The sequence below is a fragment of the Nocardia sp. NPDC003693 genome (assembly GCF_053981095.1).
In genome coordinates this window covers 37,481-52,655 of record NZ_JBSFNO010000020.1, presented here as the reverse complement: position 1 = coordinate 52,655, position 15,175 = coordinate 37,481, and the positions used below count along the sequence as shown (strand labels likewise).

General features: G+C 69.9%; 17 protein-coding genes. 7 read left to right on the top strand and 10 right to left on the bottom strand.

Translation table 11 applies throughout. From position 1 onward, the window contains the following. Positions 1-9 precede the first annotated feature (9 nt). Positions 10-1,662, top strand: coding sequence for a methyltransferase (locus ACWDOP_RS22105; protein WP_456346583.1), 1,653 nt, complete (start codon positions 10-12; stop codon positions 1,660-1,662). Positions 1,663-1,795: 133 nt separating this feature from the next. Here ACWDOP_RS22105 and ACWDOP_RS22100 read toward each other — a convergent pair whose 3' ends face one another. Beyond that, a complete protein-coding gene (locus ACWDOP_RS22100) occupies positions 1,796-2,440 on the bottom strand; it encodes a nitroreductase family protein (protein ID WP_456346582.1) in 645 nt (214 codons plus the stop codon). A 119-nt stretch (positions 2,441-2,559) separates the two neighbouring features. On the opposite strand from ACWDOP_RS22100, the gene ACWDOP_RS22095 reads away from it, so the two are divergent. Next, the gene (locus ACWDOP_RS22095) at positions 2,560-3,018 is read left to right on the top strand and encodes a MarR family winged helix-turn-helix transcriptional regulator (RefSeq protein ID WP_456346581.1); all 459 of its coding nucleotides are present in this window, start codon (positions 2,560-2,562) and stop codon (positions 3,016-3,018) included. Between the two features lie 51 nt (positions 3,019-3,069). Here ACWDOP_RS22095 and ACWDOP_RS22090 read toward each other — a convergent pair whose 3' ends face one another. Continuing rightward, the gene (locus ACWDOP_RS22090) at positions 3,070-3,252 is read right to left on the bottom strand and encodes a hypothetical protein (protein ID WP_456346580.1); all 183 of its coding nucleotides are present in this window, start codon (positions 3,250-3,252) and stop codon (positions 3,070-3,072) included. 120 nt (positions 3,253-3,372) lie between these two features. Between ACWDOP_RS22090 and ACWDOP_RS22085 the strand changes: the two genes are divergently transcribed. After that, entirely contained in the window at positions 3,373-3,741 is a 369-nt protein-coding gene (locus tag ACWDOP_RS22085) for a nuclear transport factor 2 family protein (RefSeq protein ID WP_456346579.1), read from the top strand. Between the two features lie 47 nt (positions 3,742-3,788). After that, positions 3,789-4,439 (top strand): class I SAM-dependent methyltransferase, encoded by a 651-nt coding sequence (locus ACWDOP_RS22080; protein ID WP_456346578.1) that lies wholly within the window; start codon positions 3,789-3,791, stop codon positions 4,437-4,439. A 78-nt stretch (positions 4,440-4,517) separates the two neighbouring features. On the opposite strand, the gene ACWDOP_RS22075 is transcribed toward ACWDOP_RS22080, so the two are convergent. The 3 genes from ACWDOP_RS22075 to ACWDOP_RS22065 form a co-directional block, all read right to left on the bottom strand. After that, on the bottom strand, positions 4,518-5,003 hold the full coding sequence (locus ACWDOP_RS22075) for an FKBP-type peptidyl-prolyl cis-trans isomerase (protein WP_454201777.1): 486 nt from the start codon (positions 5,001-5,003) through the stop codon (positions 4,518-4,520). Positions 5,004-5,085: 82 nt separating this feature from the next. After that, positions 5,086-6,252 (bottom strand): NADH:flavin oxidoreductase, encoded by a 1,167-nt coding sequence (locus ACWDOP_RS22070; protein WP_454201776.1) that lies wholly within the window; start codon positions 6,250-6,252, stop codon positions 5,086-5,088. After that, positions 6,252-6,839, bottom strand: coding sequence for a TetR/AcrR family transcriptional regulator (locus ACWDOP_RS22065; RefSeq protein WP_456346577.1), 588 nt, complete (start codon positions 6,837-6,839; stop codon positions 6,252-6,254). Before ACWDOP_RS22065 ends, ACWDOP_RS22070 begins: the two co-directional genes overlap by 1 nt. A gap of 143 nt (positions 6,840-6,982) precedes the next feature. Here ACWDOP_RS22065 and ACWDOP_RS22060 point away from each other — a divergent pair, with 143 nt between their 5' ends. Next, entirely contained in the window at positions 6,983-7,858 is an 876-nt protein-coding gene (locus ACWDOP_RS22060; protein WP_456346576.1) for an alpha/beta fold hydrolase, read from the top strand. A gap of 10 nt (positions 7,859-7,868) precedes the next feature. Here the strand turns inward: ACWDOP_RS22060 and ACWDOP_RS22055 are convergent, their stop codons facing one another. The 4 genes from ACWDOP_RS22055 to ACWDOP_RS22040 all read right to left on the bottom strand — a co-directional run bounded on the left by ACWDOP_RS22055 (position 7,869) and on the right by ACWDOP_RS22040 (position 11,435). Further along, complete coding sequence (locus ACWDOP_RS22055; RefSeq protein ID WP_454201773.1) at positions 7,869-8,468, bottom strand: TetR/AcrR family transcriptional regulator; 600 nt, start codon at positions 8,466-8,468, stop codon at positions 7,869-7,871. Beyond that, the gene (locus ACWDOP_RS22050) at positions 8,455-9,321 is read right to left on the bottom strand and encodes an alpha/beta fold hydrolase (RefSeq protein WP_456346575.1); all 867 of its coding nucleotides are present in this window, start codon (positions 9,319-9,321) and stop codon (positions 8,455-8,457) included. The genes ACWDOP_RS22055 and ACWDOP_RS22050 overlap by 14 nt, the downstream gene beginning before the upstream one ends. A 158-nt stretch (positions 9,322-9,479) precedes the next feature. Then, on the bottom strand, positions 9,480-10,190 hold the full coding sequence (locus tag ACWDOP_RS22045) for a helix-turn-helix domain-containing protein (RefSeq protein ID WP_456346574.1): 711 nt from the start codon (positions 10,188-10,190) through the stop codon (positions 9,480-9,482). Between the two features lie 300 nt (positions 10,191-10,490). Further along, the gene (locus ACWDOP_RS22040) at positions 10,491-11,435 is read right to left on the bottom strand and encodes an SMP-30/gluconolactonase/LRE family protein (RefSeq protein ID WP_456346573.1); all 945 of its coding nucleotides are present in this window, start codon (positions 11,433-11,435) and stop codon (positions 10,491-10,493) included. A 283-nt stretch (positions 11,436-11,718) separates the two neighbouring features. Between ACWDOP_RS22040 and ACWDOP_RS22035 the strand changes: the two genes are divergently transcribed. Together ACWDOP_RS22035 and ACWDOP_RS22030 are read left to right on the top strand one after the other, a co-directional pair. Then, a complete protein-coding gene (locus tag ACWDOP_RS22035) occupies positions 11,719-12,465 on the top strand; it encodes a ParA family protein (RefSeq protein ID WP_454201769.1) in 747 nt (248 codons plus the stop codon). After that, positions 12,465-13,697 (top strand): hypothetical protein, encoded by a 1,233-nt coding sequence (locus ACWDOP_RS22030; RefSeq protein WP_456346572.1) that lies wholly within the window; start codon positions 12,465-12,467, stop codon positions 13,695-13,697. The genes ACWDOP_RS22035 and ACWDOP_RS22030 overlap by 1 nt, the downstream gene beginning before the upstream one ends. Before the next feature lie 276 nt (positions 13,698-13,973). Here ACWDOP_RS22030 and sepX read toward each other — a convergent pair whose 3' ends face one another. Beyond that, a complete protein-coding gene (gene sepX, locus ACWDOP_RS22025; protein ID WP_454201767.1) occupies positions 13,974-15,131 on the bottom strand; it encodes a divisome protein SepX/GlpR in 1,158 nt (385 codons plus the stop codon). Between the last annotated feature and the right edge of the window lie 44 nt (positions 15,132-15,175).

The following is a 15,175-nucleotide window of genomic DNA, read 5'->3' as shown; positions in this document are numbered from 1 at the left end:
CCGTCCCGGATGGATTCGACCGACAGCGAACGCTTCGGCGCCGCTGTGCGATTCGTCAGAACCCACGACACCGCCGCGGTACTGGCCGAAATGCTTCCCGAACTCAGCGCGGCCGAACACGCTGCGGTGGCGGGACATTGCAGATTCGCCCATACGGCGGTTCTCGTTTTCCCCGGGGACGCGGAAGAACTCGATGAGCTGTTCGCCGCGCACGGGCTCGTCCCGATCGCGGACGGGCCCAGCACCGTGGTGCGGCGCAGACTAGCCGTGCGGCACGGCGTCCGGGACGACCGGCTGCCGGTCCGCATCGTGCGGGCCGAGATCACCGCGGCCGACGGACATCCCTGCGAGATAGAGGTTTTCGTGCTCATGGGCGAGCACGATCAGGTGGCGGCGGCCGAGCGGGCCGAGGCCGCCGAATCGCACCTCGCACTGGCGACCGGCCGCATCGACGACATCACGCTCAACGGCCTGCGCGCCCTGCTGACCGGTCGCGGCAAGCTGCGCTCGGACGGCGGCGGCTACAACCCGCACGAGGACGCGACGATTCTGTACTTCGCGGGTACGAGCGGGCGCGAGCAGTCCTACCGACGGCTCGAATTACATGTCGAGGGGCCGCATCCGGAGGTGCTCGCCACCCACCTCGGCGAGACGGCCGAGTCGGGTCATCGACTGCTGCGCCTGCTGACCGGGGCGTGGACCACCCAGGCGCTGGCGGTCACCGCCGAACTCGGCATCGCGGACCGGCTCGCCGCCGCACCCGGGCTCCCCGTCACCGAATTGGCCGCCCTGACCGGCACCGACTCCGACGCGCTCGGCCGTCTCCTGCGGTACCTGCGCGATCTCGAGGTCGTCGAGACCGCCGGGCCGGGGTTCGCGCTCACCGATACCGGTGCGCTGCTGGCGAATGAACGGGAACATTCGCTGCACGCGCTGGCGCGGTTGTACGGCGGGGCGTTCTACGAATCGTTCGGGGCGCTCGACTTCGCGGTGCGCACCGGGCGGACCGCGTTCGACGAGCATTTCGGGCTGCATCATTTCGAGTACTTCGCCGCCGACAGCGAGCGGGCGGCGCTGTTCGACGGCGCGATGGCCGCCAGCGCGGCGATCTTCGGCCGGGTCGGGCACCTGATCGACACCGAGGGCACGCACACGGTGGTCGACGTGGGCGGCGGCAACGGCGAGCTGCTCGCGCGGGTGCTCACCGTGAATCCCGAACTGCGCGCGGTGCTTTTCGAACGCGAGAGCACGCTCGACCGCGCGCGCGTCACCTTCGAGCGGGCGGAGGTCGCCGACCGCTGCGATCTGGTCGCGGGTGATTTCTTCGGCACCGAGGTACCGCCGGGAGGCGACATCTACCTGCTCTCGCGGGTGCTGCACGATTGGGCCGACGCGCAGTGCCACGAGATCCTGCGCCGCTGCGCCGCGGCGATGTCCGCCCACGCGCAGCTGTACATCATCGAAAGGCTGCTGCCCGAAGATGATTCACGGTCGCTGGTGCCGGCCTGGGATCTGCACATGCTCTGCAATGTCGGCGGCCGCGAACGCACCACGACGCAGTTCCGGGAACTGCTGGGCGCGGCCGGATTGGAGATCACCGCCTGCGACGAGTTGCCACTGGGCTTCGCGCTGATGCGCGTAAGGCACACTCGCTTCGCCTGATCACCACGTTTCACCTCGAATTGCCGTGACAGCGATGCTCCCACCGGTTTCCGGTCGGGGGCATTGTTGCTTTCCGGGGTGGTTATCGGTGACGCCGCAGTGCCGCAACGCGTTCGACGGATGCCGCGGAGTGTCACCAGGTATTCCAGTGCAGCACCTCGGCGCGGGAAACGCGCTGCGCGGGACGGAAATCGGTGCCGACGGTGTAGGCCAGCGGGATGAAGGCCGCGAGCATGATCCGGTCGTGATCGACGCCGAGCACTCGTGCGAGTTCCCGTTCCAGCGGCGCCTGCGCGGTGGTCCAGACGGTGCCGAGGCCGCGGGCGCGGGCGGCGAGCATGAAGCTCCAGACCGCGGGCAGGATGGATCCCCAGGTCCCGGCCTGCTCGGTCACCGACGCGCGGTCGGTGCGGCCTTCGACAGCGGGGATCACGATGGCGGGCACCCGATGGATGTTCCGATAGAGGTGGTCCACGCCCTCGGCGATCCGGGGCCACGAGCCGTGCGCGTTCATGCGTTCCAGGTCGCGGGCGGTCAGCGGCATTCCCTCGGCGACGCGCACCGCCCTGCGGTAGATGTCGGCCACCGCGGCCCGCTGCTCCCGGTCGGTGACCACCAGGAAGTGCCAGCGCTGGCGATTGCGGCCGGTCGGGGCCTGGGTCGCGATATCGACGCACTCCTCGATCACCGCGCGCGGAACGGGGCGGGTGAAGTCGAGCCGGCGGCGCACCGCGCGGGTGGTGGACAGGACCTCATCGGCGGACAGGTGCAACGACATCGCATGCCTCATATTCATCTGCCAACAAATCATCTGCATCAAGACGATATGCACGATACGAGGGCAGATCGTCTGCCGTCAAATGATCTGCGCACAGATCATTCGACTAGACTGCGACCATGGCCAGGACCGATACCCCAGCGCGCACCCCGTACCTGCCCGAACTGGTGACGGAGCGGCCGGATATCGCACTGTGCCGCGCTTCCGCACTGGTCGCGCGGGCCGCCGAAACCGCCGCCGCGGACAACGACCTGGGGGTGGGCGGGCACCTGGTGCTCAAAATGCTCGCCGCCGCCGGACCCGCCTCCCAGCAGACCCTGAGTGCCGAGCTGCGGATCGACCGCAGCGTCATGGTCGGCATCGCCGACAGCCTGGAGCAGTCCGGTTACGTTCGGCGCGAACGCGATCCGTTCGATCGGCGCGCCTACGCCGTGACGATCACCGACCCGGGCCGCCGCGCGCTCGCCGCCGCCGAGCGGTCGGTTCCGGCCTTCCTGGACGAGACCTTCGCCGCGCTCTCCCCCGCCGAGCGCGCGACACTGACCGGGCTGCTGGCCAAAATCCTGTTCCCCGCCTGAGCAATTCGCGCGGCCGCGCCGGCGACCGGGGTGCCGGCCGCCGGTGGCGGATCAGACGGTGCCGCCGGCGTTGCGGATCATGCGGTGCAGGACCTGCAGCGCGGCAACGTAATCGGCGTCGTCGATGCCCTCGTGGATGGCCGCGCGGACGGCCGGGGCGTGGGCGCTGATGTCGGCCCGGGCCCGATCGCCGGACTCGGTGATCCACAGCCGCCGATCCGCGTGCGTGGTCATGACACTCTCCTTCGGGTTCCGCAGGTGCTGATCACGAACCTAGAACCTGAATATATGTTCAGGTCAAGGCGCGAGTGGGACACTGGGAGGGGAACCATCGAGTATCGCGAGGATGTCGAAATGAGCGAGCCCGCTTCAACTCTCGAACAGCTGGTGGACGACTACTGCACCGCGTGGAGCGACCCGGACCCGGCGCGGCGGCGCAAGATCCTGGAGACGGTGTGGGCCGCGGGCGGCACCTACACCGACCCCAGGGTGCACGTCACCGGCATCGAAGAGCTACTGGCCCATATCGATTCGATCCTGGCGCACCGGCCGGGCGCGATCGTCATCCGCACGAGCCGGGTCGACGAACACCACGGCTTCGCCCGATTCGCCTGGCGCGTGGTCGAAGCCGACGGCACGCGCCTGCCGAACAGCCTGGATCTCGTCGAGGTGGACACCGAGGGACGCATCGCGCGGGTGATCGGTTTCTTCGGCCCGCTCTGACCCGCGGGGGTTGACCTCAACCGTGGTTCAGGGGCGATGGTGGAGCCATGACTCGTTCTGCCGAATTCTGGAACTCCGCGTACGACACCGACACCGCGCCGTGGATCATCGGCGAACCGCAGCCCGCGATCGTCGAGCTGGAGCGGACGGGGCTGATCAAGGGCAGGGTGCTCGACCCGGGGACCGGGGCCGGGGAGCACACCATCCTGCTGACCCGGCTCGGATACGACGTGCTCGGCATCGACCTCGCACCGAGCGCGGTGGAATGGGCCCGGCGCAACGCGGCCGAACAGGGCGTGCCCGGGGCGCGTTTCGAGGTCGCCGACGCGTTGCGCCTGGGCGGCGCGGCCGGGGAGGCGGGGGTGTTCGACACCGTCGTCGACAGCGCGCTGTTCCACGTGTTCGGCACCGAGCCCGAGGCGCGGGCGGAATACGTGGCCGCCCTGCACGCCGTGTGCCGCCCGGGCGGGCTGGTACACGTCCTCGCGCTGTCGGACGCCGAACCGGGCTTCGGCCCGCGCATCGGCGCGGCGGTCATCCGCGAATCCTTCGGCGCGGGCTGGGAATTGGAGGACCTGAGTCCCGCGCGCTATCGCGGCCGGGTCACGCCCGGGGTCGCCGAGGCCGCCGCACACCTGGAACAGCGCGACGGCCGGGTGGATCTGTCCGCGTGGCTGGCGCGCGCCCGCCGCCTCTGAGACGCCCGCCTTCGAGACGCGGGGCCCGCCGGAGGACGCGTCGGCATACCGGACATCCCGCCGGGCTGCCCGGATCGATCAGTGGTGGTGGTCGTCGTCCCCGTGCGGGTGGCCGTGGGCGAGCTCGTCGGCGCTGGCGTCGCGGATGTCGACCACGCGGACCTGGAAGGTCAGGCGCTGGCCGGCCAGCGGGTGGTTGGCGTCGAGGGTCACCTCGTCACCGGACACTTCGCGCACGGTGAGGATCTCCATCTCCCCGTCCGGCGACTCGGCGGCGAGTTCCATGCCGACCTCGATCTCGTCCACGCCCTCGATGGCACTGCGGTCCACGGTGCTCACCAGCTCGGCCAGGTACTCCCCGTAGCCGTCCTCCGGCTCCACGACGACCTTCACCTCGTCCCCGCTGGCCTTGCCCTCGAGCGCGCGCTCGAGTCCGGGCACGATGTTCTCCGCGCCGTGCAGGTACTCCAGGGGCGCGTCCCCGACGGACGTGTCGATGACCTCGCCCTCGTCATCGGTCAGGGTGTACTCGATGGACACGACCTTGTTGGCGGCGATCGACATGGGAGTGACCCCTTTCGCATAGGAAACCGGAACGAGCCAATCTATCGCCGTTCCCGATCCCCCGCCCGCCCGGCCGTCGCCATCAGGGCTGGGCCGCCAGAAAACAATGGGTGCCCGAATAGATGGTCGGCATGCATTTGTTGCAGTGGATGCACAGGGACGGGGTCCCCGGCTCGGCGCGCAGGCGGGCGGGGAGATCAGGCTCGCGCAGCAGGGCGCGGGCCATCGCCACGAACGAGAAGCCCTCGGCGAGAGCGCTTTCCATCGTCTCGCGGCGCGTGATGCCGCCGAGCAGGATGAGCGGGAGCCGGGTCTCGGCCCGTACGCGGCGGGCGCGGTCCAGCAGGTACGCCTCCCGGAAGGGGTACTCGCGCAGGAACTGCCTGCCCGCCAGGCGCAGACCCCAGCTCATCGGCGGCGGGAAGGCGGCCGCGAACTCCCGGCGCGGCGCCTCGCCGGTGAAGATGTACATGGGGTTGAGCAGGGAACTGCCCGCGGTCAGCTCCAGGGCGTCGACGCTGCCGTCCGCCTCGAGCCACTGCGCCACCTGCACGGCGTCGTCGAGGCCGAAGCCACCGGGCACGCCGTCGTCCATCCCGAGCTTGGCGGTCACCGCGATGCGATCACCCACCGCGTCGCGCACCGCGCGGGCGATATCCAGCGCGAGGCGCGCCCGATTGGCGATGGACCCGCCGTACTCGTCGCGCCGGCGATTCAGGCGCGGGCTCAGGAACGAGCTCACCAGGTAGTTGTGCCCGAAATGTATTTCCACCGCGTCGAATCCGGCCTCGATCGCCAGCAGCGCCGCGTCGGCGTGGGCGGCGACCACCCGCCGCAGGTCGGCGGCGTCGGCGCGGCGCATCAGGCGCATCCCGAGCGGACTCGGGATGCGGTGCGGCGCGTAGGCGGGCAGGCGATTCGAGGCGGCGTTGGCGACCGGCCCGGCGTGACCGAGCTGCGCCGACACCGCGGCCCCCGCCTCGTGGACGGCGTCGGTCAATTCGCGCAGGCCCGCAACGGCTTCGGGCCGCATCCAGATCTGATGCCGGTCCGTGCGGCCCTCCGGGAGCACCGCACAGTAGGCGACCGTGGTCATGCCGACGCCGCCGCGCGCGTGCCGGACGTGGAAGTCGATGAGTTCGGGGGTGACCAGCGCGTGCGGGGTGGCGCCCTCGAAGGTCGCGGCCTTGATGATGCGGTTGGGCAGCAGCACCGGGCCCAGCCGGGCGGGTGCGAAGAGCTCTGTCATCAGTGTGTAAGTCCTGCCACTACAAAGGATTTCAAGGTGTCCACGGGAACCTGGCGCGTGCGCGGCGCGACCGAGAGCGGATCGCCGAAGTACTCGAGGACCAGCGTGAAGGCCAGGCCCCAGCGCCCCGCGGCGGCGCGTTCGGAGAGTTCGGGGCGGATGGCGCAGAGCAGGTCGGCCCACGGTTCGAGCGCGAACCATTTGGCGCTCCACGCCTGTTCGCGACCACCGAGCACCACCCGCGCCAGCAGATGCAGTCGCAGCCGCCCGACCGGATCGGCGGCGAGCTCGGCCAGCGGATCCACCACCACGTCCACCAGTTCCGCGATCGCGGGCATCCAGCCGCGCGCCCGGCGTTCGCTCACCGCGTCGAGCTGCTGCCGCCAGATCGGCGCGAGCCGATCCTCGAGCAGGGCGGCGACCAGCGCCTCCTTGGAGCCGAAGTGGTAGTGCACCGAGGCCGGATTCATGCCCGCGGCGGCGTTCACCGCCCGCACGGACACCGCGTCGTAGCCGGATTCCAGCAGCAGCCGCTCGGCGACGGCCAGCAGTTTCTGCCGCGTGGACAGATCATCGTTCACTCGCACCACCCGGTTAGTAGAACACGTTTCAATCGACGGTTCAATCACTGATTGAAAATGGGCGGCGGCATCCGCGCCCTCGCGGTGCCGACCTCGGATCGGGCAGGATCGGGGCATTCGACACTTCGCAGTGCGGCAGGAGATCGCGTATGAGACCCGAACTCGTGGACTGGATCGAGCGCGGCACGTATTTCGAGCACGCCGGTCACCGGATCTTCTACATCCGGGAGGGCAGCGGTCCCACCCTGCTCCTGGTGCACGGCTACCCGTACAACTCCTACGACTGGCACCGCATCTGGCCGGAGCTGACCGCGCACTACGACGTCATCGCACCGGACATGCTGGGAATGGGCTTCTCGGACAAGCCGATTCGGCACGAGTACAGCGTCCTGGAACACGCCGACATGCACGACGCCCTGCTCGCGCACCTGGGCGTCGATCACACCCTGCTGCTCGCGCACGACCTGGGAGTCAGTGTGGCGCAGGAACTCCTGGCCCGGCGCACCGAGCAGGCCCCGGTGCCGGCCCTCGACGCGGTGGTCTTCCTCAACGGCGGACTGTTCGTCGAGGTCTACCGCCCCCGATTGGTGCAGCGACTGCTCACCTCACCGCTGGGTTACGTCCTCGGCCCGCTCATGACCGACTCCATCGTCACCGCGGCGACCCGCGAGATGTTCGGCCCGGACACCAAGCCCACCGACGACGACATGCGGGCCATGCTGCAGGTGCTGTACTACAACCGCGGGCGCTTCGTCTCGCACCTGGTCGGCCGATTCATCGCCGAGCGCAAGCGATTCCGCGATCGCTGGGTCTCGGCGCTGCTGGCGACCGAGGCCCCGCTGCGGCTGATCAACGGCCCGCTCGATCCCAATTCGGGGGCGCACATGGCCGCCCGCTACCGCGAGGTGATCCCGAATCCGGACGTGGTGAGTCTCGAGAACATCGGCCACTGGCCGCAATTGGAGGCGCCGGCCGCGGTGTTCGACGCAGCCCACGAGTTCCTGAGCAAGCACGCGCGGAGCTGACCCGCCGCGGTCAGGTGCGCAGGATTCCCGCGATCAACAGCATGATCGAGTGCTGGGCCTGCGCCCGCGCGGTGTCCGGGTCGGCCGCGTGGGCGACGATCAGCGACGCCTCGCTCAGCGCGCTGAGCAGCAGTTGCGCCAGCACCTGCACGGGCACGTCGCCGACGAGCCCGGTCTCCCGGGCGCGTTCGAGCTGGGTGGTGATCAGCCCGAGCCCGTGCGCGTTCTCGAACTCGCGCCACCCCTGCCAGCCGAGCACGGTCGGGGCGTCGATGAGCGCTATCCGCACCATGGCGGGCCGGGTGCAGATCTCCATGAACAGGCCGACGCCGACGGCCATGCCGCCCAGTACGTCCGCGGGATCGCCCGCCGCCATGGCGGTTTCGATCTCGGCCATGGCCTCGGTCTCGATCTGCTCCAGCACCGCCAGGAACAGTCCGCGCTTGTCCCCGTAGTGATGGTGCAGCGCACCCCGGGTGACGCCGGCGGCCGCGACCAGATCCGCGCCCGAGGTATGCGCGAAGCCGCGCTCGGTGAAGAGCCGGCGACCGGCCTCCTCGAGCGCGGCCCGGGTGGCGCGCGAGCGATCCTCCTGGCTACGACGTGGCATGTAGCCGAGTGAACTCCAGAATCGACCTGGTGAGCAACTCGGGCTGGTCCTCGGGCAGGAAGGTGTAGGAGTCGTCGATCACCGTGAGGGTGGCATCGGGCAGGTCGCGGACCAGGCGTTCGGCGTCGGCGAGCGGGAAGAGCTTGTCCTCACGCGCCCAGACCAGCAGCACCGGCAGCTTCACCTCCGCGAAGCGGGCCGCCGCGGCCAGGGTGTAGCTCTTGTTCAGCGTCCGCAGGACCCGGCGCAGATCCCGGCGGATGCCCGCGGAACGCCGGCTGGGCAGCAGGTAGGAATCGGCGATCTCCGGCGGCACGGGTCGTTTCGATACCCAGCCCAGCACCAGCGGCAGCCGATGCAGCGCCCGCCACCGCAGCGCCTCGGTGAGCGGGCGGATCGAGCCGGGCACCCGCGCCAGATACGGCAGCCCCTTGAACGGCTGCGGCGGGAAGTTCGCGTAGGTGTCCACCGCGGCCAGCACGACCCGGCCGATCCGCGAGCGATCACGCGTCAGCAGTACCTGGGTGATGGCGCCGCCGGTGTCGTTGGCCACGATCGTCACGTCGGTGAGGTCGAGCCGTTCGAGGAAGGCGGCGATCAGATCCGCGATTCCAGTGGGTGTGAGATCGGCAGCGGGCAGCGGGATCTCGTGCGATCCGAAGGGCAGGTCCGGCGCCAGGCACCGGTGACCGGCGGCCGCGACGGCGGGCACGACCTTGCGCCACAGATCGGCGTTGACGAGCAGGCCGTGCACGAATACGACCGGCGGCCCGTCGCCGGTGTCGTGGTAGCGGATCCGGCCGCCGGGCAGGTCGATCTCGCGGGCGGGTCCGAGGGATGTACTGGTTGCCATGGTTCGTCTCCAATGCGTCGGTACCCGACAACTTTTACATACATACCGTATGTATGTCTATGGCCGACGCGCGCGACATGGAGCTCGGGCAGAAAAATGGAGCGCCGGCCGAAAGGAAGGGGGTATCGGCCGACGCTCCACGAGGACATACGCGCGATTCAGCGGGTGAGTTCGACCCGCCAGCGTTCGGCCGCTCGGGTGATGTCCAGCCCGACCTTCTCCAGGTACTCCCCCATGCCGAGCAGCCTGGACCCGGCCGGCGTCTCCGCGCCCAGCGTCCCCGCCCCGGCCCGCGCGGTCGCGGCGAGCTGCTCGTTGGCCCGCACCGCGGCGAGAGTGGCTCGATACCAGCCGGATTCGTCGATGACGTAGCGATCGCGACGGGAGCCGGGGTCACGTTCGCGGCGAATGAGTTCCCGGCCCTCCAGATCGCCGACCGCGGCGGAGATCGTCGCGGGACTCACCCGGAGCCGGCGGACCAGCTCGGCGGCGGTGACGCTGCCCGAGTCCGCCGCGTAGAGGCAGGCCAGCACGGCGGCAGCCATTTTGGGAATCCCCGAGCGGACGAACAGCTCGGCGAAACGATCCCGGAAGTCCGCGACCACGTCCGGATCGCGGCCGTACTCATCGGCGCCGGCGGGCTTGTCGACCGGCTTGGGGCGGATCACGCGGCGGCGGGAACGGACGACGGTGGCGGCGTGCGCCAGATCGGCGCGATAGTGGCCCGGCCCGCCGTTGCGCGTCACCTCCCGGCTGACCGTGGAGGTGGGGCGGCCGAGCCGGCGCGCGATCTCCGCGTAGCCGAGCCCCTGCGTCAAACCCGTTGCGATACGCCGACGGTCGTCCGGGGTGAGTCGTCCTCCGGGCATCGGGACACCTCCTTCATCAGTTGCGGCCGCTGGCGGAAACGCTCGGCACCGCCGTACCGCACCCGGGGGGGAGCCCGTCGGGCAAGCTCGTCGAAACCGCCCTTCCTATTGCAACACAAGCGCGGCCTCGTGCGTAGGGGGCTGAACCGGACCGTCACCTTACACTCGTATTACCCTCGTGTTATCCGCTTTTCGTGCGCATTACGCGATTGTCCCGGTTGCGAATGCAAAGTAGCGTTCGATCTCTACTGAACATACGACGGGCCGGGACGCGACGGTCCCGGCCCGAGGTCCACTCCGCTACGGTGTCGCGGTCCGGGCGCCGGGATCGAACCCGCCGGGAATCTCGTAGATCACGCCCGTGAAGGTCGCGCCGAACAGCCGCCCGGCCGAGAACCCTTGGTCGCCACGGCCGTAGCTCACCACGCTGGTCAGCGCACCGCCCGTGCCCAGGACACAGAACTGACCGGGTGCGTCGATCCGTACCACCTGACCCGCGGGATTGAGCGGCACCACCGGCCGATCAGCGGCGTCCAGGGTCAGCCCGTCCGGCGCCGCGAAGTAGTCGGCTCCACCCAGATCCAGCAGCGACTGCGGGGCCCAGGGCGCCGCGACCGGAATGCGACTGACGCCGGGCGCCGCGAAAGTCCGCGAGACATAGAGGAACTGGTCATCGGCGCTCAGCACCGCGCCGTTGGCGCTGGCCAGCACGGCCCAATCCGGCTGCACCACGCCGTCCGGATAGACCCGGCCCACCAGGGTCGCGAAATCGTTGGTGGCGTACACGATTCCGTCCGCGGAGACATCCATGCCGTTGGCCGCGCTCAGACCGGCGGCGTACGGGGCCGTTGCGCCGGTATCGGGATCGACCGTCACGATGCCCGCGTGCCGCAGGCTGTCACCGGCCACCACGCGGGCGTCCGCGCCGTAGCCGACGAGCAGCCGCCCGTCCGGGGTCCAGGCCAGCGCACCCGCGCCACCGCTGGGCACCGTGGCGATCGGCACCGCGGGCGCGCCCGGGGCGTCGATGCGAAACACCCGGCCGGTCACCAGATCGGTGGTGAACGCCCGGCCGCGGGCATCGACCGTGAGCCCTTCGAGCGCACCGCCCACATTCGCCACGGTGAACGTGGGCTGTCCCGCACCCGGGCAGACCGGTGCGGCCTGGGCGGGCGCCGCGGCCACCGAAACACCCGCGCAGGCGAGCGTCGCGACCGCCATCGCCATTGATTGCCAATTGGTCATTTCGCACCTCGGAATCGTTCCGGACGGAGTGAGACAGGGAGTGGAATATCGGCTGACTCGGAACAGTCTGCCATCGCGCGGGCACGGTGGGCGGATGCCGCTCTGCGGCCCGGGCCAATTCGTGGAATCGGAACTGTATCCAATTGGACACAGTCGTTTTTCGTGCCAATTCGGCGAACCCCGGGCGCGTCCACGGCTGGTGAAACACCAGCGTGTGAGACTGAAACACGCACGGTGCGACCGCTGTACACACATGCCCTCCCCATGGACCGGAGGATCTTTCATGACCGAATCCATTGTGCGGCCCGCCCTTCCCGAGCCCCTCGTGGTGACCCTGGGAAATCTCAAGGGTGGCGTCGGCAAAACCACCTCGGCCTTCTTTCTGGCCGCCTATTTCGCGACGGTGTACGAACTTCGGGTGCTGGTGATCGACGCGGACCCGTTGAGTCAGACCGGATACTCCTGGTACCGGCGGCTGCGTAAGGAGAACATCACCGTTCCGTTCGAACTCATCGCTTTTCCGTCGCGGCACGTCGATGACTGCATTACCGACAACTCCTCGAAATACGACGTCATCATCGTGGACGCCGGCGGGGAATCCGCCGAGATCTTCAAGGCCGCGGTGCCCGAGACCGATGAACTGGTGCTGATCACCAGCGTGAGCCCCTCCGAGGTCAAGCGCGTGCCCAGCACCTACAAGGCCGCCGAGGAGGCGGCCGCGGGCAACGATCGCGCGATTCGGGTCCGGGTGCTCATGACCAAGGTCCCGGTGACCATGAAGAACGGCGTCAACGTCTCCACCGAATACCGCACGCAGCGGGGCAATCTCGAGGGCGCGGGGTACGACGTCTTCGAATCCTGTGTCAGCGCGTGGAAGTGGTATCGCGAGGCCGCCGACGGTGAGGTCGGCGACGGCGCGGAGAACCCGCTCGCCGATCTCGGCGAGTACCGGCAGGTCGGCGACGAACTGATCGCGCCGTACCTGACCGACGACCTGAACAACCGGACCGCACTGGAGGTTTCCGCCTGATGCCACCCCAGCGACGCAAGAGCACCATCGGCGGCGGGATCGCCGTCCCGGCTCGCAACCCGCTCTCGGACGAAGCCGAGCACACCCCGCCGGTCTCCCCGCTGCGCGACGCGCAGTGGCGCGGGATGAGCGGCGCGACGCGGCCGATGGAACCGATTCCGGCGCGGCCGGTGGAACCGGCCGCCGCGCAACAGGCGAAAACGGCCACACCGCAGCCGGCGACAACAGTCACACCGCACACGGGCAAGGTCGCCGCGGCGCAGCCGGCGAAAACCGCCGCGGCGCGCGGAACGGAATCGGGCGCGGCCGGCAAACCCGCCGCGGCCCGGGCGCATTCGCGACGGCCCGTGCTAGAGGACCGGGTCGCCGCGTCGACGATCGCGTCGGACATCGTCGTCGGACCGCGCAGCCGGCCGGCGCCGCGACCGGCGACGCCGCCGGTCGAGACCCGGGACGCCGCGGCCACCGAGGCGGCAGCCGACGCAGCGCCGGCCCCGGTTGCCGCACCCACCGGCGACGCCGCCCGCGAGCCCGCGGACGCGAGCGTGCTCACCATGGAGCTACCCGAGGCCGGCGAGGGGCCGCTCAGCAGTGACGAGCTCGCGCAGCTCGAGGTCTGCGAAAGCTCCATCGACGCGCTGCGGGTGGCGTTCTGGACCGCGGGCCGCGCCCTGCAGATCGTGCGGGACGGGCGGCTCTACCGGGCCGCCCACGCCAACTTCGACGACTACGTGGAGAAGCGCTGGGACATGCAGCGCTCCTACGCGCACAAGCTGATTCGCGCGTGGCCGCTGGCGGCCCGGCTGCACCCGGTGGCGCCGTCCATCAACGAGGGCCAGATCCGCGAGCTGCTGCCGATCGCCGCCGCGCACGGCGAGGACGCGGCGGTCACGGTGTACACCACCCTCGCCGCGGATATGAAGGTCACCGCCAACAAGCTCCGCGAGGCCCTGACCGTGCTGCCCGCCCACTACGACGAGGCCGAGGCCGTCGAGCGCCTGCGGGCCTGGCTGCGCGGCGATCCGATCGGCCTGCCCCCGCGCAACGCGAACGTCTTCAGCACCGCCGAGTCCCGCCTGGCGGTCCTCACCCGCCGCCTGGTCAAGGGTTCGAGCCGGGATCCCCTGGCCGCCCGCGACTTCGCCGCCAAACTCCGCGGCCTGGCCGAGTTGATCGAGCAGCAGATCCCCGCGGCCGAGCGCGATGCCGCGACCGCCGCGGAACAGAACTAGCGAATTACCATGAGCAAGGGCTCGGCTACGGCCGAGCCCTTGCTCATGTCACGGACGAGGTTGAGACGCCTGAATCAGCAGGCCGATGCCCCTAAGATTAGCCTAGCCGAAATCTATTGTGCCACAACAGTTTTCATTGCTATCTTCTCAGACTACCTGACAGGTCCGCATACGTATCGACCCCGATCCGAATACGGCCCGGAGGGTGTCCACACGACCCCCAACACAGCCCGGCCCCGGTTGGCTGGTGCCAACCGGGGCCGGGCCGGAGTTCGGTTACTCGCCTACGGCGGCGTGGCGGACGCGGTTGCCGGAGGCGCGGGCGCGGACCGCGCGGGCGGTGGCGGCGTCGAAGAGCTCGAGGTTCTCGAAGACGGGATCCTCGTCATCGGGTTCGACCAGGACCGCGCGGCGGAGCTGGGTGCGGGTCGTATCGCGGTCGGGGCGGGGGCGTTCGGGCTCGCGGTCGAACTCCTCCTCGTCGTCCTGGTCGCGGGAGCGGTCCAGGCGGGACATGCGGCGCCTGCGGATGTCCTCCTCGATCCGAACCTGGCGGCGCAGGTAGGCCAGGTAGGCCACCAGGACGGCGCCGGACAGACCGGCCAGGCCCCACAGGCTCGAGGAGACGGCCAGGCCGGCCGCCGCGAGCGCCAGGGTGGCGAGCAGCAGGCCGAGGACCGCGCGCTGGCGGAAGGTGTAGCGCGCCGCGCGGGCGATCGCGTCGGCCTCGGGGTCGTAGCCGCCGCGCCCGCGCCGGGAGGGCACGAAATCCGGGTCGTCGGAATCGGATTCGTCCCGGTCGGGCTCGGGGTCGGGATCGCGGAGCGCGGGCACCCGGGACCGCGCGGTCTCGGCCCGGGTGCGCATGGTGTCGGCGCGACCACGCGGCCGGGGCTCCACGTCGTCGTACTCGGACTCGTCGCCCGCCTCGGGGGCGCGCTCGTCCGCGTACTCGTCCCGGTCGTCGAATTCGGCGGCCACGTCCTCGGATTCCGCTGTCTCGTGCTCGTTTTCGGCGCGCGGGTGCTCCTGCTCCGCGGCGTCGAGGTCATTGTCTGCCGGATCCTGCTCGGATGCGGGCTTTTCGACGGCATCGCCACTCGGCGCTGTCACCGCTGTCGCCGAGTCACGGTCGGTGTCGAAATCCTCGTCGTCCGATCCAGCTGTGGTGCTGTCGTCCGATCTGGTCATCCGATCCTCCGGATCATCGCTGTGGTGATGCTTCCTGCGAACCGGTACGTAGTCCGGATCGGTCTCGTGTCCGGTGGCCGGACCTTTTCTGGTGCGGGGCTTGGCATCCCCGCGATGCAGCACCCGCGTCGACAGCGCGGCGTCGGTGTGCTGGCGAATGCGCGGATGCCGGGAGGTCAGCATGGGGAAAACGACGAAAATCCAGAGCACGACCAGACCGATCCACAAGATCGAATTCGGCATGCGCTCACCTCCGTCCCCGCCTGGCTCATTGTCCCTTCGACGTG

Bases quoted from the DNA above. Each gene is read 5' to 3' on its own strand.
- ACWDOP_RS22105 (WP_456346583.1), top strand. From the start codon at position 10: ATGGATTCGACCGACAGCGAACGCTTCGGCGCCGCTGTGCGATTCGTC.
- ACWDOP_RS22100 (WP_456346582.1), bottom strand. From the start codon at position 2,440: ATGTCGTTGCACCTGTCCGCCGATGAGGTCCTGTCCACCACCCGCGCG.
- ACWDOP_RS22095 (WP_456346581.1), top strand. From the start codon at position 2,560: ATGGCCAGGACCGATACCCCAGCGCGCACCCCGTACCTGCCCGAACTG.
- ACWDOP_RS22090 (WP_456346580.1), bottom strand. From the start codon at position 3,252: ATGACCACGCACGCGGATCGGCGGCTGTGGATCACCGAGTCCGGCGAT.
- ACWDOP_RS22085 (WP_456346579.1), top strand. From the start codon at position 3,373: ATGAGCGAGCCCGCTTCAACTCTCGAACAGCTGGTGGACGACTACTGC.
- ACWDOP_RS22080 (WP_456346578.1), top strand. From the start codon at position 3,789: ATGACTCGTTCTGCCGAATTCTGGAACTCCGCGTACGACACCGACACC.
- ACWDOP_RS22075 (WP_454201777.1), bottom strand. From the start codon at position 5,003: ATGTCGATCGCCGCCAACAAGGTCGTGTCCATCGAGTACACCCTGACC.
- ACWDOP_RS22070 (WP_454201776.1), bottom strand. From the start codon at position 6,252: ATGACAGAGCTCTTCGCACCCGCCCGGCTGGGCCCGGTGCTGCTGCCC.
- ACWDOP_RS22060 (WP_456346576.1), top strand. From the start codon at position 6,983: ATGAGACCCGAACTCGTGGACTGGATCGAGCGCGGCACGTATTTCGAG.
- ACWDOP_RS22055 (WP_454201773.1), bottom strand. From the start codon at position 8,468: ATGCCACGTCGTAGCCAGGAGGATCGCTCGCGCGCCACCCGGGCCGCG.
- ACWDOP_RS22050 (WP_456346575.1), bottom strand. From the start codon at position 9,321: ATGGCAACCAGTACATCCCTCGGACCCGCCCGCGAGATCGACCTGCCC.
- ACWDOP_RS22045 (WP_456346574.1), bottom strand. From the start codon at position 10,190: ATGCCCGGAGGACGACTCACCCCGGACGACCGTCGGCGTATCGCAACG.
- ACWDOP_RS22040 (WP_456346573.1), bottom strand. From the start codon at position 11,435: ATGACCAATTGGCAATCAATGGCGATGGCGGTCGCGACGCTCGCCTGC.
- ACWDOP_RS22035 (WP_454201769.1), top strand. From the start codon at position 11,719: ATGACCGAATCCATTGTGCGGCCCGCCCTTCCCGAGCCCCTCGTGGTG.
- ACWDOP_RS22030 (WP_456346572.1), top strand. From the start codon at position 12,465: ATGCCACCCCAGCGACGCAAGAGCACCATCGGCGGCGGGATCGCCGTC.
- sepX (WP_454201767.1), bottom strand. From the start codon at position 15,131: ATGCCGAATTCGATCTTGTGGATCGGTCTGGTCGTGCTCTGGATTTTC.